The sequence below is a fragment of the Actinocorallia herbida genome (assembly GCF_003751225.1).
Classification (GTDB): Bacteria; Actinomycetota; Actinomycetes; order Streptosporangiales; family Streptosporangiaceae; genus Actinocorallia; species Actinocorallia herbida.
On the sequence record NZ_RJKE01000001.1, the window covers coordinates 7,180,917 to 7,196,531 of the forward strand.

The window sequence follows — 15,615 nt, forward strand, 5'->3', positions numbered from 1 at the left end:
GGCTAGGACCCTTCCCCGTCGGGCGCGGCCGCCAGAATGCGGCGCAGGGCGGCGACGTCGTCGGGCGAGACGGTGCCGAGGAAGTGGCTGAGGGCCGACTCGCGGTCGTCGGCGGCGGCCAGCGCCTCGTTCATCGTCTCGGCGACGTGGGCCTCCTTGCTGTGCAGCGCGTGGTAACGGTGCGCGCGGCCCTCCCGCTCGCGGGTGACGAGGCCCTTGCGAACGAGGCGGTCGAGGATGGTCAGCACCGTGGTGACGGCCGGGTGCGACGGCAGGGACTCGGCGAGGTCCTTGGCGAGCACACCGGCCCCCGGCCGGGCCCACAGCTCGTTCATCACCGCTCGCTCCAGGTCTCCCAGGCGCACGCCCGTCCCCCCTCTTCAGACGTCCGGACGTCAGGGTAGCGCGGGGTCCGGACGGTTCCGCCGGGCCGCGGCGGACCCGGGTCGGGCGACCCCCGACGGTCTTCTATTGTCGGTAGAAGTTCGCGCCCCGCCCCCGTTCCGCCCCTCGGAAGGAAGCCCGATGACCTCGCCGCGGCCCGCCGCACGGATTCCCCGCGTCCTGCTCGGCCTGGTCCTGCTCGTCGCCGCCGGGCTGCTCGGCGCGTTCGTCGCGGCGCCGGACCGGCCGGTGGAGACCTCGGCGGAGGCCGGGTTCAGCCGGGACATGACGATCCACCACACGCAGGCGGTGGAGATGGCGCTGATCATCCGCGACGGCACCGACGACCCGACGCTGCGGACGATCGCGCTGGACATGCTGCTCACCCAGCAGAACCAGATCGGCAGGATGCAGGACTGGCTGATCCAGTGGGACCTGCCGCTGACCGGCGCGCGCCGCCCGATGGAGTGGATGGCCGGGCACCACGGCGGCGCCGCGGTCGCCGACGCCACGACCATGCCCGGCATGGCCTCCCAGGAGGATCTCGCGAAGCTGCGCGCGGCCAAGGGGCGCGACGCCGAGGTGCTGTTCCTCACCCTCATGATCGCCCACCACGAGGGCGGGGTGGCGATGGCCGAGGCGGTCCTCCCGCTCGCCGACGACGAGCACGTCAGGTCGCTCGCGGCCAGCATCGTGCGCAGCCAGACCGCGGAGATCAAGGTGCTGACCGATCTCCTGGACGAGCGCGGCGGCTCCTCGCGGTCTTGATCACACGGTCCTGATCACGCCGCGCGTCAGGCCATGTAAGCGGCCGACTGCTTCCCCACGATCCGGAGCAGGTCGCCCAGCGCGATGTTCACGTCGAGCAGGTGAATGCCCCACGTCGGCAGAGGCGCCGCGTGCAGGGCGCGTGATCCGGGCAGGCCCGTGACGCGCAGGACATGGGCGCCGTTCTCGTGGACGCACCGGACGACGTACCTGTCGGACGGGACGAGCCAGGGGGTCGCGGCCGTAGGAGGCCGCCCCCCGTACGTGATGAGGGCGGCGATCCCGAGGAGTCCCGGGACGGGGTCGGTGCGCAGGATCGTCTTCGCGACGCCCGGCAGGTTGTGGCGCAGCGACGTGGGGTTGGTGCAGGCCGCCTCGTAGTCCGGCCCGGAAGGGAAGCCGCTGCCGTTGTCCTCGGCCGGGACCCGTCCGAACAGCGTGTCCTCGCCGGGCTCCTTGCTGAACGAGGCGTACGACAGGACGCAGCCCGTCTGGTCCTCGGCCTCGCAGAGCGGGACGTGCTGGAAGTCGCCGCCCCGGTCGGTCCCCTTGCGCACCGCGACGGTGCCGCCGAGCAGCAGCCCGGAGACGAGCCGGGCACGCGCCGCCGGGTCGGGGTCGATCTCCTCCCGGATGAGCCGCCGCAGGACCCCGGTGCCCTGGGAGTGCCCGATGAGGACGACGCCCCGGCCGTCCTCGCTCCGGGCCAGGTACTCCTTCCAGGCGGCCACGACGTCGCCGTAGGCGATCCGCGCGCTCTCGGCCTGGAGTTCCGGCCCGTAGAGGCCGCCGACGGCCAGCGCGGTGAGGGTCCGCTGCCGGTAGACGGGCGCCCAGACCTCGCACACGTCGGAGAAGCGCGCGGCCTGGTGCCTGGCTATCGACGTGACGGGCGGGGTCGCCTTGAGGCTCGCGTTCGGTGTCGGCTCTTGGGAGACCGTCGGGTACACATAGAAGCAGTCCACAGGCCGGCTCTCGGGCACGGTCGTGGTCTTGCCGGTCCGTTCGTCCGTCGTGGGCAGGCCGCCCTGGCAGGGGTCGGAGGCCAGGTCGGGAGCGCACAGCCACACCGTCGCGGGCTCCCCCGCCGCGGAGGGCGCCTGCGCCGGCCCGCCCACCAGCCCCGCCAGCAGCCCGACGGCGAGCAGCCGCCGCGTCACTCCGTCCCGCCTGAACCGCATGACCGCCCCTCCACCGCTGTGTCCCGCGTCACAGCCCACCTTGGGTACGCGGAGCCGCCGCGCCTAGCGGCGGGAGTGACAGGCCCCGGCCTTCGACCTGTTGCCGTGGCCACTAGACAGCACGTGACGAAGGACGCACTTCATGGCGGAACGGGCTTCTTGACTGTTTCGGTCGGGATTAACTAGTGTCACTGCCCAATCGGGTAGATATGGTAGACGCCGCTGGTGAACGCCATAGTGAGCAAAGGGTAGGTGGCGGATGGGCGGTTTCGAGCGGGTGTCGCGACGGTCGTTCCTGCGGGCGGTCGCGATCGCCGGGGGCGTGGCGACGGTGCCCGGGTTCCTCACGGCGTGCGGCGCCCCGGACGCGCCGGAGACCGCCGGGGGCGGCGGCACGCTGGACGAGCTGAGGGTCGCCCTCCCGTCCTCGCTGAGCTCGCTCGACGCCAGCAAGGAGGCCGGGATCATGAACTACGTGGTCGCGCTCCTGTGCCAGGAGGCCCTGGTCGGCGTCGGCCCCGACGGCGACCTCGTGCCCGCGCTGGCCGAGTCCTGGGAGAGCGACGACGCGAAGACCTTCGTCTACCGGCTCCGCAAGGACGTGAAGTTCTCCGACGGCACCCCCGTCACCGCCGCCGACATCGTCGCGAGCCTGGAGTACAACACCGAGAAGGGCTCCACCTCGGCGTTCGCCTACGCCTACGCGGGCGTGAAGTCCGTCAAGGCGACCGGCGAGCACGAGATCACGATCAAGCTGGACCAGATCGACAGCTCCTTCGCCTGGACGGTCTCCCCCGGCACCCTGCTCGTCACCAGCGCGAAGTTCCTCGCGAACGGCGACAAGATCGGCACCCCGGACGTCAAGATCCTCGGCACCGGCCCCTACAAGGTCACCGAGTTCGCACCGGACTCCCACGTCACCCTGGAGCGCAACGACGCCTGGTGGGGCGGCAAGGCGGAGATCGCCAAGATCCGCTTCGAGTTCATCGCCGAGGACTCCACCCGGCTGCTGGCCATGCGGCAGGGCGAGGTCGACATCGCGCTCAACGTGCCGCTGGAGCAGCTCGCCCAGTGGCAGGGCCTGGACGGCGTCGAGGTCAAGACCACCACCGACCGCTCGCTCGTCGCGCTGGCCTTCAACACCGCGGTCAAGCCGTTCGACGACCTGCGCGTCCGCAAGGCGATCGGGCACGCCGTCGACCGCAAGGGCATCGTGGACGGCATCCTCGGCGGGCACGCCGAGGTCGCGACGACCCTGCCCTCCTCCGCGCAGTGGGCGGGCCTGCCCGCCGCCGACGTCGCCGCCATGTACGCCGCGATCCCGCAGGTCGACTTCGACCTCGCCAAGGCCAAGGAGGAGCTCGCCGCCTCCTCGGTGCCGGGCGGCTTCAAGGCCACCCTGACCTACCCCAACAGCGGCTCGCAGCTCGGCAAGGCCGCGCTGACCCTCGCCGAGAACCTCAAGGGCCTCGGGATCGAGCTGACGGTCAAGGAGATCACGCTCGAGGCGTGGATCGCCGAGCTGACCGAGCGCAAGTCGGGCCTACTGTACGGCTGGTACTTCGCCACGACGGGCGACCCCGCCGAGTTCACCCAGCAGCTCCTCAACGGCGCCAACGCGGCGGCGGGCGGCACCAACATCGCCTCCTATGCCAACGCCAAGGTGACCTCCCTGCTCGACCAGGCCAAGGCGACGACCGAGGACAAGGCGCGCACCGACCTCATCGGCCGGGCCCTGACGCTCGCCGCCGCGGACCTTCCCTACCAGCCGCTGTGGTGGGGCCAGTCGGCCACCGCGTTCGGCCCGAAGGTCACCGCCGACGGCTACGGCCCGTACTTCTTCATCTCGCCCTGGGCCGCGGAGGTCGCAGCCAAATGAGTCGATGGGGCGGGACCGCCGACCCCCGCGCCGCCCACGCCGCCCTGACGGCCGCGCGCGTCCCGTCGGACGTCACCGCGGACGGCTCCCTGATCGCCTTCACGGTGCCGTCCGACGGCGGCATGGTCCTGCACGTCCTGGACGCCGACGGGACGGGCGGGGCCCGGCCGCTCCCGGGCACCGACCACGTCATGCCGCGCTGGATCCCCGGCACCGGGCGGCTCGTCGCGGTGACGTCCGATCTCGGCTGGATCGAGGAGATCGACGCCGCGACGGGCGCGATCGCCTGGTCGCAGGCGGTGGACGGCGCGGTGGAGGAGGTGATCGCGGCGGCGGGGGGCGCCCTGCTCGTACGGGTCGCCGACCCCGGTAGCGACCGGGACGGCATGCATCTCGGCCTACGGGTCCCGGCCCCCGACGGGCCTTACGTGGACTCCCCCGGCACCCGCCTGCGCCGCCTCTTCTTGGCCCAGGCCGGGCGGGAGGGCCTCCAGCCGGTGCCTTTGGGCGGGCTCACCGTGTGGGAGGCCGACTGGGACGGTGCGGCGACGGCCCTCGCGGTCGTCTCCGCGGACCCGTCTCCGAGCGGGTACTACGCGCCCCGGCTCGTCAAGGTGGACGTGCGGGACGGCTCCGTCCGGACCCTGCTGACCACGCCGTGGCAGCTCGCCCGTCCGCGGCTGTCCCCCGACGGCTCCTGCGCCGTCGTGGTGGAGGGCCTGTCCATCGTGTCGGGCCGGGTCCTGCGCGTCGACCTCGCCTCGGGCGGCGCGACGTGCTGGGAGTCCCTCGACGACGTCACCGACCTGGGCTGGCTGGACGCCGGGCGGCTCTGGTTCGCGGGCTGGGCCGGCACGGGCGTCCAGGGCGGCCTGGTCAAGGCCGACGGCACGGTCGTCTCGCGCTGGACGGCCCCCGCGGCGCTCGGCGGACGCGACGGGCAGCCCTCACTCGTCCCCTGCGGCCCCGGCCGGGCGGTGACGGTCTGGGACGCCCCGGACAGCCCGCCCGAGGTCGCCGTGGGCTCCCTCGGCAGCGGCGGCTTCGTCCCCCGCACCGACTTCAACGCCGGCCTCGCGCGGCTCGCCGAGGGCCTCGTCCGCGAGGTCCACCGCTGGGAGGCCGACGACGGCCGGGTGATCGAGGGCCTCGTCCTGCGCCCCGTAGGGCCCGGCCCGTTCCCGCTGGTCGTCCTCGCGCACGGCGGGCCGACCTGGCTTTGGGCGCAGTCCTTCGCGCCGGGCGAGTCGAACCTGATGGCGCTGCCGCTGGCGCTGGCCGGGGCCGCGGTGCTGCTGCCCAACCCGCGCGGCAGCAGCGGCCGGGGCCAGGAGCACGCCCGCGCGGTGATCGGCGACTTCGGCGGCGCCGACCTCGCCGATCTGCTCGCCGGGGCCGACCTGCTCATCTGCGCGGGCATCGCCGATCCCGACCGGCAGGCCATCGCGGGCCTGAGCTACGGCGGCTACCTGACGGCCAGGGCGATCACCAGGACCGGGCGCTTCCAGGCCGCGGTCGTCATGTCGGGCGTCCCCGACTGGGTGAGCTTCCGCACGACGAGCGCGATCGGCGGCGGCTACGACGTCGTCTACCACGGCGGCGCGGACCCGGCGACCCTCGACGGCCGGGAGTTCCTCGCCGACCGCTCGCCGCTCTACGCGGCGGACTCGGTGACGACGCCGACGCTGATCCTGCACGGCGCGGAGGACCGGGTCACCACGCTCGGCGAGGCCGAGCGGCTCTACAAGGCCCTGGTCAGAGCCGGTACGACCGTGGAAATGGTGACATATCCTCACGAGGGCCATGAGCTGACCGACCCCGCGAACTGCGCCGACGCCCGCGACCGGATCCTCGGCTGGCTCACCGGCCACGGTGTCCTCACCTCGTCCGCCGCCCCCACCGTCCCAGCCGGAGACCGCGCATGACCGCCACCGCCCGCCCGCCGCGCGCGGGCGCGCCCGCGCCCGGCGGGGCAGCGTGACCGCGGGCTTCCTGGCGCGGCGGGCGCTCGGCACCCTCGCCGTCCTGGCGATCCTGTCGATCGGCGTGTTCGGCCTGCTCTACCTCGCGCCCGGCACGGTCGAGCGGACCCTGCTGGGCACCCGCCCCGCCTCCCCGGAGGCCCTGGAGGCCATCCGGGCCCGCTACCACCTGAACGAGCCCGTCGTCTCCCAGTACCTGCGATGGCTCGGCGGAGTCTTCCAGGGCGACTTCGGCACCTCGATCCGCACCGGGATGCCCGTGACCGAGGCCATCGGCTCCCGCCTCGGTCTCACCCTCCAGCTCACCGGCTACGGCACCGCCCTGGCCGTCCTGATCGGGCTGCCGCTGGGGATCGTGGGCGCCTTCCGCAAGGGCAAGGCCGTGGACCGGGCCGCCGCGGTCACCGCCGTCGCCGGAATGAGCGCGCCGCCCTTCGCGGCGGGCCTTGTACTGCTCATGGCGTTCGCCGTCTACCTCCAATGGTTCCCGGTGTACGGGGCGGGCGAAGGCTTCTCCGGCAGGCTGCTCCACCTGACTCTGCCCTCGGTGGCCCTCGCCGTCGGGGCCGCCGGGCTGCTCGTCCGGTTCACCCGCACCGCCCTCGTCCGCGAACTCGACCAGGACTACATCGTCTTCGCGCGGGCGCGCGGCCTGTCCCCGCTGCGCATCGCCGGATACGCCCTGCGCAACTCCCTCATCCCGATCCTCACGGCCGTCGGCCTGATCCTCACCAGCACCCTCGCCGGGACCGTCCTCATCGAGGTGACGTTCGCGCTGCCCGGCCTCGGCTCGCTGCTCGTGGACTCGGTGACGTTCAAGGACATGCCCGTCGTGCAGGCGCTCGCGCTCCTGCTGACCCTGCTGATCTCGCTGGTGAACCTGCTCGTGGACGTCGCCTACACCGTCGCCGACCCGCGCATCCGCTTCGGGGAGGAGCGATGAGGATTCCCTTCCGGGTCCCCGCGCCCGCCGTCGCCGTCGCGCTGCTCGTCCTGGCCGTCGCCGGGGTCTGCGCGGTCTTCGGGAAGCTGATCGTCCCCGGCGCCACCGGCCAGGACCTCGCGACCGGCATCACCTTCCCCGGACCCGGCCACCCCCTCGGCACCGACGAACTGGGCCGCGACGTGTTCCGGCTCCTCATCGCCGGGGCGGGCACCGCGGTGCTCGGCGCGATCGCGGTCAGCGCCGGATCGATGATCCTCGGCAACCTCATCGGCCTGCCCGCCGGATACCTCGGCGGCAGGACCGACGCGTTCGCCATGCGCTGGGCCGACCTCGTGCTCTCGCTGCCCGCCCTGCTCGTCGCGATCGTCGTCGCCGGGGTCATGGGCGGCGGGTACGGGCTCGCCGTCGTCGTCCTCGTCGTGCTCTTCGCGCCCACCGACGCCAGGGTCGTGCGCGGCGCGGTCCTGGAGCAGCGCTCCCGCGCCTACGTGGAGGCCGCGCGGCTCCAGAACCTGTCGTCCTGGCGGATCATGACGCGGCACATCTGGCCGAACATCCTTCCGGTGGCCCTGGCGAACGCGTTCTTGAACTTCGCGTATGCGCTGGTGTCCTTGGCGTCGCTGTCGTTCCTCGGCCTCGGCGTCGCGGCGGGCTCGCCGGACTGGGGCCGCACCCTCGCGGACAACAAGGGGCAGCTCTTCGCCAACCCGTGGGCCGCGGTGGCGCCCGGACTGGCGATCATCATCACGGCGGCCGCGGTGACCGTCGTCGGCGACTGGCTCCAGGAACGGGCCGAGCAGCGGAGGCTGGCGCGATGACGGCGATGGCGGAGACCGCCATGACGCGGGAGGCACGGCCGCTGGTCGAGGTCGACGGGCTGCGGGTGCATCGCGCGGCCGACGGACGGACCCTCCTCTCCGACGTGTCCTTCGCGGTCGAGGCGGGCCGCTCCCTGGCGATCGTCGGGGAGTCCGGCTCAGGCAAGTCCCTCACCGTGCGCGCGCTCTTCGGGCTGCTGCCTTCCGGGCTCAAGGCGTCCGGGAACGTGGACCTCGCGGGAGTGCGGGTCTCGGAGAAGCCCAAGGAGCTGCGGCGCCTACGCGGCACGACCGTCTCGCTCCTCCTCCAGGACCCGTTCACGCTGCTCAACCCCCTGCGTCCGGTGGGCAAGCAGATCTCTGACGGGCTTCCGCGCGGCAAGCGCACGGCGGCGGAGGTCGCCCGGCGGCTCGCCGAAGTGGGACTGCCCGCCGACGTCGCGGAACGCCGCCCGTACGAGCTGTCGGGCGGGATGCGCCAGCGGGTCGGCCTCGCCTGCGCGCTCGCCGACGACCCTCAGGTCCTCGTCGCCGACGAGCCCACGACCGCCCTGGACGTCACCACCCAGGCCGAGGTGCTCGACCTCATCCGGCGGGTGCAGCGCGAGCGCGGCATGGCCTTCGTGCTCATCACCCACGACCTGCGCGTCGCGTTCTCGATGTGCGACGACGTCCTCGTCCTCTACGCGGGACGGACCGTCGAGACCGGCCCCGCCGACGCCGTCCGGGAAGGCTCCCGGCACCCTTACACACGGGCGCTGCTGGCCGCCGAGCCGCCGCTCGACCGCAGGCTCGCGGTCCTGCCCTCGGTGCCGGGGAACGTGCCGGCGCACGACGCCGTCACCGGCCGGTGCGGCTTCGCCGACCGCTGCGCGCTCGCCTCGGACACCTGCCGCGCAGGCACGCCGGAACTGCGCCCCGCGGGCCCCGGGCGGCGCTCGGCGTGCGTCAGGGCCGACGAGGTCGCCCTCACCTTCACCCCCGAACCCGCGCTCGCGGCCGAACCCGCCCCGTCCGACCCGGCGGCGCCCGCGCTGCTGGAGATCCGCGGCATCACCCGGACCTTCCGCGGCGCGAAGCGGCCCGCGCTCGGCGGGATCGACCTGCGGGTCGCCCCCGGCGAGGCGGTCGGGATCGTCGGCGAGTCGGGCTCGGGCAAGACCACGCTCGCCCGCTGCGTCGTCGGCCTGGAACGCCCCGACGGCGGCACGATCACCTTCGACGGCACCTCCTACACCGACCTGCGGGCCCTGCCGAAGGGCGACCGGGCCCGGGTGCTGCGCGGCGTCCAGATGGTCTTCCAGGACCCGTACTCCTCGCTCAACCCCGTCCGCTCGGTCGGCGCGGTCCTCGCCGAGGCGCTGCGCGCGGCAGGCCGCGAAGGCGGGAAGACCGAGGTCGCGGCGCTGCTCGACCTGGTCGGGCTGGCCCCGGCCGTCGCGGCCCGGCCGCCCTCCGGCATGTCCGGCGGCGAACGCCAGCGCGTCGCGATCGCCCGAGCCGTGGCGGGCCGCCCGAAGCTCCTCATCTGCGACGAGTCGGTCTCCGCCCTCGACGTCTCGGTCCAGGCCCAGATCCTCGACCTCCTCGCCGAGCTCCGGACCTCCCTGTCGATGGCGCTCCTGTTCATCACGCACGACCTCGCCGTCGTCCGCCAGATCACCGACCGCGTCTACGTCCTCGCCGAAGGCACCCGCCGCGAAGAGGGCCCCACCTCCCGCGTCCTCGACGCCCCCGCCGACCCCTACACCCGCCGCCTCCTCGCGAGCGTCCCCGACCCCGCCCGCCGCCCGGCCTGAACCGGCCCGCCGCGAAGCCCGCCTTTCTGGCAGGATCGCCGCGCAAGCGGCACTGCGGCAGGGGAGGCGGCATCTCCAGGGTCACGCGGTATCTCGGCCTGTCCATCTTGGTCGTCGTCGCGGCCGCGTTCCTCTACCGGCCCGCGACCGACCTCTACGCCCGGCACCGGGCGGCCGCCGACGCCCGGCACGAGGTGGAGAACTACGCGGACGTGCTCGCCGCCGACGGGAAGGTGACCGAGCAGGAGGCCCGCGACTATCTGCCCTTCTTCGCCGTCCACGCCTACCGGGACGTCACCGGGGGCGCCGAGGTCACCGTCTCGGCCCGGGGCGTCTCGCAGGGCATCGGCCCGCGGGTCGACGGGCGCTACTGCTTCCTCGTCCGGTTCTCCGGTCTCGGCGGGCGGCAGGCCGAGACCGACCTGGAACGCCGGGACGGAGCCTGCGAAGGCCCCTGGCTGCCTTAGCCGTAGCGTCGGCGAAGGCTCAGAGTTCGTCGAACGACAGGATCGTGAGGACGCGGGCGGGCTGCCCGGCCGTGGTGTAGACGTGGTCGTGCTCGGCGCCGAACCTGATCGCGTCGCCGGGCGCCAGCTCGACCGACCAGTCCCCGGCCGCCACGGTGACCGACCCGGACACCAGGTAGGCGTACTCGACGGTGTCGGGGCCGTGCGCGTTCTTCACGCTGCGCGTGCCGGGCGGGATGTACCCCTCGGAGATCTCGAACCGGCGCCGCTCCCACGACCCGAACAGGGTCCGGACCGCCTGCTCGGCCCGCACGCCGGGCTCGGCCCGCAGCACCTCGGGACCCGCCATCCGGGGCCGCGCCAGCTCGACGAAGCTCTCCCCCAGCGCCGCCGCCACCCGGGACAGCACGTCGATCGTCGGATTCGCCACCCCGCGCTCGATCTGCGACAGCAGCGCCTTGCTCACCCCGGTCGTCTCCGCCAGCTCCCGCAGGCTCATCCCCCGCGCCAACCGGATCCGCCGCACGTTCCCCGCGACCACGTCCCGCACCGGCACCCCGCCCGGCTCCCCGAACTCCGCGACCTCGCTCAACGCCCGCCCGCCCTTCCTTCCGCTCCCCCAATGATGCCCTGTCCTCGCGGGTCCGCGCCCGCCGAGGCCCCCGCCGTCCGCGCGGCCCGACCTGGACGGGCATAGTGGAGAAGATCAAGACGGAAGGTGGCGGAGTGGGGTCGGACAAGCTGGGGCGGCTGCTGTGGCTGTCGGTGGCGGCCGCGGTGGCGACGATCGCGCTGAAGACGACGGCATGGGCGCTCACCGGGTCGGTGGGTCTGCTGTCGGACGCGGCCGAGTCGGTGGTGAACCTCGTGGCGGCGCTCATCGCGGTCGGGGCGCTGCGGTGGTCGTCGATGCCGGCCGACGACGAGCACGCCTACGGGCACACCAAGGCCGAGTACTTCTCGGCGGGCGCCGAAGGCATCATGATCTTCATCGCGTCGGTGACCATCGTGGTCGCGGCGGTCGGGCGGCTGCTGTCGCCGCAGCCCGTCGAGGACGTCGGGCTCGGGCTCGCGGTGTCGGCCGTCGCCTCGCTCATCAACCTCGCGGTCGGCCTCCTGCTGGTCAGGGCGGGACGGGCGAACCGGTCGATCGTGCTGGAGGCGGACGGCAAGCACCTGCTCACCGACGTGTGGACCTCGGTCGGCGTCATCACCGCCGTGGCGGTCGTGGCGCTCACCGGCTGGCAGGTCCTCGACCCGCTCATCGCGCTGGCCGTCGCCGCGAACATCGCCTTCACCGGCGGCAAGCTCGTCCGGCGCTCCGGCTCCGGCCTCATGGACCGCGCGCTCCCCGACGACGACCTGCGCCTCATCGACCAGGCGCTGCGCCCGTTCCGGGAGGACGGCATCGTCTTCCACGCGCTGCGCACCCGTCGGGCCGCCAGCCGCTCCTTCGTCTCACTGCACGTCCTCGTCCCCGGCACCTGGACCGTCTTCCACGGCCACCGCACCGCCACCGAGGTCGAGACCGCCATTCGCGAGACGCTTCCGCACGCCTCGGTCTTCACCCACCTGGAGGCGATCGAGGACCCCCTCTCCTACCAGGACACCGGCCTGGACCCCGACCCGTCGGCCCCGCTGCACACCGCGCCGCCCACCACCACCGACCCGCCCGCCTGACCCGGGCGGGACGGGCCCGGAGCAGCGGTGAGCCCCCGGACGGGGTGGGTCCGGGGGCTCGGTGGGGACATCAGACCTTGGGGGCGGGACGGGGGATGGACTTGAGCTCGAGGTAGGCGTCGAGGCCCTCGGGGCCGAGCTCGCGGCCCAGGCCGCTCGACTTGTAGCCGCCGAAGGGGGTGGCGGGGTCGATGCTGTAGAGGTTCACGCCGCAGGAGCCGGTGCGGATCCGGCGGGCGACGGCGACGCCGTGCTCTTCGTCGGCGGTCCAGACCGAGCCGCCGAGGCCGTAGTCGCTGTCGTTGGCGATGCGGATCGCCTCCTCCTCGTCGTCGTAGGCGAGGAGCGCGAGGACCGGGCCGAAGATCTCCTCGCGGGCGATGCGCATGTCGTTGGTGACGCCGCCGAACACCGTCGGGGCCACGTACCAGCCGCGGTCCTGCGGCCGGTCCAGGCCGCCGACGAGGACCTTGGCGCCCTCGTCCTGGCCGATCCGGATGTAGCCCTCGACCCGCTCCTGCTGGCGCTGGGCGACCAGCGGGCCGACCTCGGTGCCGAAGTCCGCCGGGTCGCCGACCGCGAGGCCGCCGACCATCGCGGCGAGCGCGTCGGCGACCTCGTCGTAGCGGGAGCGGGGCGCGAGGATGCGGGTCTGCGCTGCGCAGGCCTGGCCGTTGTTCATCAGCGACGCGAGCTTGAAGCCCTCGATGGTGGAGGCGAGGTCGGCGTCCTCCAGGATGATCGCCGCGGACTTGCCGCCGAGCTCCAGGGTGACCCGCTTGAGCTGCTGGCCGCAGACCGCGGCGATGCTGCGCCCGGCCCCGGTGGAGCCGGTGAAGGACACCTTGTCGACGTCGGGGTGGGCGACCAGGTGGGCGCCCACCTCGCGGCCCGCGGGCACGATGTTGACGACACCGTCGGGGATGCCCGCCTCCTTGATCCACTCGGCGAGGAGGTAGGTGTCGAGCGGGGTCTCCGGCGACGGCTTGGCCACGATGGTGCAGCCCGCGATGAGCGCCGGGGCGAGCTTGAGCATCAGCGTGAACTGCGGGACGTTCCACGGCACGATCGCCGCGACGACGCCGACCGGCTCGCGGACGACCGAGACCGGGCCCTGCATGCCCTGCCGCTCGTCCTCCCAGGTGTAGGTGGCGGCGAGGTCGACGTAGTACTGGAGCACCATCTGCGGGATGGCGGCCTGGGCGAACATGGAGAACAGCGCCGGGGAGCCCATCTCCGCGGTCACGAGCTGGGCCATCGGCTCCACGTTCGCGGCGTAGATGGCCGACAGCCGGCCGACGATCTCGGCCCGCTCGGCCGGGGTCATCCGCGGCCACGGCCCCTCGTCGAAGGCGCGGCGCGCGGCGGCGACCGCGGCGTCGATGTCGGCCTCGGAGCCGTCGGGAACGCGCCCGATGACCTCCTCGGTGTGCGGGGAGACGACGTCGATGACCCCGGTCCCCGCCGGGGCGACCCATTCGCCGCCGATGAAGAAGCTCTTGTGCTCGTGCATGGAAAACCCTCCGCAACCCACCGAGTGCTTGCTTGGGCGCAGCATATGACGGCGAGACCCGAGTCTCAATCTCCAGGGTCGGTGAATACTTACCGCCGGTAGGCCCGGCCGGTCACAGCAGATGGGCGTTCGGCAGCTTCGCCCGCGCGGCCAGCGCGGGGACCTCCACGACCTCGACGCCCTCGTCCTCCAGCAGCTCGACCCCGTCCCCCTCGACGAACAGCACGGGCTCGCGCCAGGCGAACACCACCCGGCGAACGCCCCGCTCGACGATGAGCCGCGCGCACGACTTCGGCCGCGAGAGCCGCCGCGCGCATGGCTCCAGCGAGCTGTAGACCGTGGCCCCCGCGAGCTCGACGCCCGGGATCTTCGCCAGCGCCGCCTCCTCGGCGTGCACCTTCTCATCGGTCTCCCGCGAGAACCCCCGCGCCAGCTCCCGCCCGTCGGCCCCCACGATCACCGCACCCACCGAGAACGCCGTCTCCGAGGGCGGACACGAAGACGCCAGCTCGCAGGCCACCTCAAGCCACCGCAGATCTTCCACGTCGCTCATGCCGTCCCCCGCTCGACCCGTCTCTTCACGCACAGCTCTCTCCGCTCTTCCCGCCTGCCCGTGTCCCCGCCGATCGTCCACCGCCGACAGCGGCTCACACGGGTGGGGAGGCGTCTCCGATCAGGTAGCGGAGGAAGGCGACGTCGCCGAGGGCGCTGGTCTCGGCGAGGCGCATGGGGCGGGAGGGGCTCTGGGGGAAGAGGCCCGGGTGGGTGAAGCGCGGGGCGTCGGGATCGCCGAGGAAGAAGGGCGCGATGGCCAGGTGGATCTCGTCGACCAGGTCGGCGGTGAGGAAGCCGGTGTGGACGCCGCCGCCGCCCTCGACCATGAGCCGCCGCACCCCCCGGGCGGCGAGATCGGCGAGCAGCGCGGCGAGATCGGCCTTCTCCCCGAGGGCGACGACCTCCGCGACGCCGTCGAGTTCCGCGCGGAGCTCCTTCGCCGCCTGATCCGTGGTGTAGACGAGCTTCGGTTCGGCCCCCGTGGTGAAGAACCGCGCCTGTGGGTCGAGCCCGCCGCTCGCCGTCAGGGTCACCTTCACGAGGTTCTCCGGCAGGCCGCGCGCGGCCCGCGCGGCCCTGCGTTCCGGCGAGCGCACCAGGAGCGACGGGTCGTCGCGCCGGATCGTGGTCGCGCCGACGAGGATGGCGTCGACCTCGGCGCGCGCGGCGTCCACCCGGTCGAAGTCCGCCTCGTTGGACAGGCGCAGCCGCTCGGGCGAGGCGTCGTCGATGTACCCGTCGACGGACGCCGCGCAGCTCAGCAGCACATAAGGGCGGTCGTTCATGCAGGCAACATAACCCGGAACCGCCACCCGCCGTTCTCCGGCCTGTGGACAACCGATCCGTACCCATGGGCCCGGTGACGGGCTCTCGAAGAACCCGGCTTCGCCGGGGAGCCCGCCCGGCACACCGAAAAGGGCCCGGCCCCCTCCGCACAAGGGGGCCGGGCCGCGCGGACGCCGGCGTCAGGTGCCGAGGAACGTCCGGATCGAGGAGAGCACCGAGGTGTCCGTGAGGAAGCCGATGTGGGTCTGGCAGGCGACGTAGTTGTTGGTCGCGCCGTCCAGGCGGGTGCTGGTGTAGGGGAGGATGACCCCGTCGCAGGGCGAGTACCAGGTGCCGTACTTGGTGCTGCCGGGGGTCTCGTCGCCGCTGCCCAGCGTGTTGATGAAGGACGAACCGGGATACATCTGCTGGCAGGTCACATAGATGAGGCAGGCGCTCGCGAACGTGGTGCCGTGGTTGGCGCCCGCGATCGAGGCGAGGTGGCGGACCTTGGTGTTGCCGCCGAGCTGCTTGAGGTACCACAGGCTCACCAGGCCGCCCATGGAGTGGTTGACGATGTCCACCTGGGAGGCGCCGGTCTGGGCGCGCACCTTGTCGACGAACGTCGCCAGACCCTGCGCGTTGGTGATGTTGTTGCCGTACGAGTTGTACTCGTAGGCGAACAGCTCGGAGCTCGCGTATCCGCCGGACCGGAAGACGGACATGGCCGTCACCCAGTTGGAGGCGCTGCCGGTGTAGCCGTGGACGAAGACGACGGGGGTCTTCGCGGCGTGGGCGGGGGCGGTGAAGCCGGCCAGGACGGCCGCCAGCGCGGCCATCACGACGGCGATCTTGCGGAGCATGTTCTCTCCTCGGGG

At 73.1% G+C, this 15,615-nt stretch carries 15 protein-coding genes; 8 read left to right on the top strand and 7 right to left on the bottom strand.

Annotated elements, in window-relative coordinates; genetic code table 11:
• Positions 1 to 2: 2 nt before the first annotated feature.
• Entirely contained in the window at positions 3 to 365 is a 363-nt protein-coding gene (locus tag EDD29_RS32775; protein ID WP_123668142.1) for a BlaI/MecI/CopY family transcriptional regulator, read from the bottom strand.
• 160 nt (positions 366 to 525) lie between these two features.
• Here EDD29_RS32775 and EDD29_RS32780 point away from each other — a divergent pair, with 160 nt between their 5' ends.
• Positions 526 to 1,152: a DUF305 domain-containing protein gene (locus EDD29_RS32780; RefSeq protein ID WP_123668143.1), complete on the top strand. Its 627-nt coding sequence runs from the start codon at positions 526 to 528 to the stop codon at positions 1,150 to 1,152.
• A 26-nt stretch (positions 1,153 to 1,178) separates the two neighbouring features.
• Here the strand turns inward: EDD29_RS32780 and EDD29_RS32785 are convergent, their stop codons facing one another.
• Positions 1,179 to 2,333 (bottom strand): DUF3089 domain-containing protein, encoded by a 1,155-nt coding sequence (locus EDD29_RS32785; protein WP_123668144.1) that lies wholly within the window; start codon positions 2,331 to 2,333, stop codon positions 1,179 to 1,181.
• Between the two features lie 259 nt (positions 2,334 to 2,592).
• On the opposite strand from EDD29_RS32785, the gene EDD29_RS32790 reads away from it, so the two are divergent.
• From EDD29_RS32790 to EDD29_RS32815, 6 genes are all read left to right on the top strand, one after another.
• Positions 2,593 to 4,212, top strand: a complete 1,620-nt coding sequence (locus tag EDD29_RS32790; RefSeq protein ID WP_123668145.1) for an ABC transporter substrate-binding protein — start codon at positions 2,593 to 2,595, stop codon at positions 4,210 to 4,212.
• Positions 4,209 to 6,137: a S9 family peptidase gene (locus EDD29_RS32795; protein ID WP_123668146.1), complete on the top strand. Its 1,929-nt coding sequence runs from the start codon at positions 4,209 to 4,211 to the stop codon at positions 6,135 to 6,137. The genes EDD29_RS32790 and EDD29_RS32795 overlap by 4 nt, the downstream gene beginning before the upstream one ends.
• A gap of 52 nt (positions 6,138 to 6,189) precedes the next feature.
• Positions 6,190 to 7,137: an ABC transporter permease gene (locus tag EDD29_RS32800; protein ID WP_123670819.1), complete on the top strand. Its 948-nt coding sequence runs from the start codon at positions 6,190 to 6,192 to the stop codon at positions 7,135 to 7,137.
• Positions 7,134 to 7,958 carry an ABC transporter permease gene (locus tag EDD29_RS32805; RefSeq protein WP_123668147.1) on the top strand — a complete coding sequence of 275 codons (825 nt, stop codon included), beginning with the start codon at positions 7,134 to 7,136 and terminating at the stop codon, positions 7,956 to 7,958. Before EDD29_RS32800 ends, EDD29_RS32805 begins: the two co-directional genes overlap by 4 nt.
• The gene (locus EDD29_RS32810) at positions 7,955 to 9,757 is read left to right on the top strand and encodes an ABC transporter ATP-binding protein (RefSeq protein ID WP_211360060.1); all 1,803 of its coding nucleotides are present in this window, start codon (positions 7,955 to 7,957) and stop codon (positions 9,755 to 9,757) included. Before EDD29_RS32805 ends, EDD29_RS32810 begins: the two co-directional genes overlap by 4 nt.
• A gap of 107 nt (positions 9,758 to 9,864) precedes the next feature.
• Positions 9,865 to 10,224 (top strand): hypothetical protein, encoded by a 360-nt coding sequence (locus EDD29_RS32815; RefSeq protein ID WP_123668148.1) that lies wholly within the window; start codon positions 9,865 to 9,867, stop codon positions 10,222 to 10,224.
• A 19-nt stretch (positions 10,225 to 10,243) separates the two neighbouring features.
• On the opposite strand, the gene EDD29_RS32820 is transcribed toward EDD29_RS32815, so the two are convergent.
• Positions 10,244 to 10,816: an XRE family transcriptional regulator gene (locus EDD29_RS32820; RefSeq protein WP_123668149.1), complete on the bottom strand. Its 573-nt coding sequence runs from the start codon at positions 10,814 to 10,816 to the stop codon at positions 10,244 to 10,246.
• A gap of 134 nt (positions 10,817 to 10,950) precedes the next feature.
• On the opposite strand from EDD29_RS32820, the gene EDD29_RS32825 reads away from it, so the two are divergent.
• Positions 10,951 to 11,904, top strand: a complete 954-nt coding sequence (locus EDD29_RS32825) for a cation diffusion facilitator family transporter (RefSeq protein WP_123668150.1) — start codon at positions 10,951 to 10,953, stop codon at positions 11,902 to 11,904.
• Between the two features lie 70 nt (positions 11,905 to 11,974).
• Here EDD29_RS32825 and EDD29_RS32830 read toward each other — a convergent pair whose 3' ends face one another.
• The 4 genes from EDD29_RS32830 to EDD29_RS32840 form a co-directional block, all read right to left on the bottom strand.
• Positions 11,975 to 13,417 (bottom strand): aldehyde dehydrogenase, encoded by a 1,443-nt coding sequence (locus EDD29_RS32830; RefSeq protein ID WP_123668151.1) that lies wholly within the window; start codon positions 13,415 to 13,417, stop codon positions 11,975 to 11,977.
• 112 nt (positions 13,418 to 13,529) lie between these two features.
• The gene (locus EDD29_RS45875) at positions 13,530 to 13,970 is read right to left on the bottom strand and encodes a cytidine/deoxycytidylate deaminase family protein (protein WP_170201679.1); all 441 of its coding nucleotides are present in this window, start codon (positions 13,968 to 13,970) and stop codon (positions 13,530 to 13,532) included.
• A 94-nt stretch (positions 13,971 to 14,064) separates the two neighbouring features.
• Entirely contained in the window at positions 14,065 to 14,757 is a 693-nt protein-coding gene (locus EDD29_RS45880) for a RibD family protein (RefSeq protein ID WP_170201680.1), read from the bottom strand.
• Positions 14,758 to 14,937: 180 nt separating this feature from the next.
• On the bottom strand, positions 14,938 to 15,600 hold the full coding sequence (locus tag EDD29_RS32840; protein ID WP_123668152.1) for an esterase/lipase family protein: 663 nt from the start codon (positions 15,598 to 15,600) through the stop codon (positions 14,938 to 14,940).
• Positions 15,601 to 15,615: the final 15 nt, after the last annotated feature.

Excerpts from the sequence above, each read along its gene's own strand:
- EDD29_RS32830 (WP_123668151.1), bottom strand. The coding sequence starts at position 13,417 with ATGCACGAGCACAAGAGCTTCTTCATCGGCGGCGAATGGGTCGCCCCG.
- EDD29_RS32795 (WP_123668146.1), top strand. The coding sequence starts at position 4,209 with ATGAGTCGATGGGGCGGGACCGCCGACCCCCGCGCCGCCCACGCCGCC.
- EDD29_RS32785 (WP_123668144.1), bottom strand. The coding sequence starts at position 2,333 with ATGCGGTTCAGGCGGGACGGAGTGACGCGGCGGCTGCTCGCCGTCGGG.
- EDD29_RS32790 (WP_123668145.1), top strand. The coding sequence starts at position 2,593 with ATGGGCGGTTTCGAGCGGGTGTCGCGACGGTCGTTCCTGCGGGCGGTC.
- EDD29_RS32780 (WP_123668143.1), top strand. The coding sequence starts at position 526 with ATGACCTCGCCGCGGCCCGCCGCACGGATTCCCCGCGTCCTGCTCGGC.
- EDD29_RS32810 (WP_211360060.1), top strand. The coding sequence starts at position 7,955 with ATGACGGCGATGGCGGAGACCGCCATGACGCGGGAGGCACGGCCGCTG.
- EDD29_RS32805 (WP_123668147.1), top strand. The coding sequence starts at position 7,134 with ATGAGGATTCCCTTCCGGGTCCCCGCGCCCGCCGTCGCCGTCGCGCTG.
- EDD29_RS45875 (WP_170201679.1), bottom strand. The coding sequence starts at position 13,970 with ATGAGCGACGTGGAAGATCTGCGGTGGCTTGAGGTGGCCTGCGAGCTG.
- EDD29_RS45880 (WP_170201680.1), bottom strand. The coding sequence starts at position 14,757 with ATGAACGACCGCCCTTATGTGCTGCTGAGCTGCGCGGCGTCCGTCGAC.
- EDD29_RS32840 (WP_123668152.1), bottom strand. The coding sequence starts at position 15,600 with ATGCTCCGCAAGATCGCCGTCGTGATGGCCGCGCTGGCGGCCGTCCTG.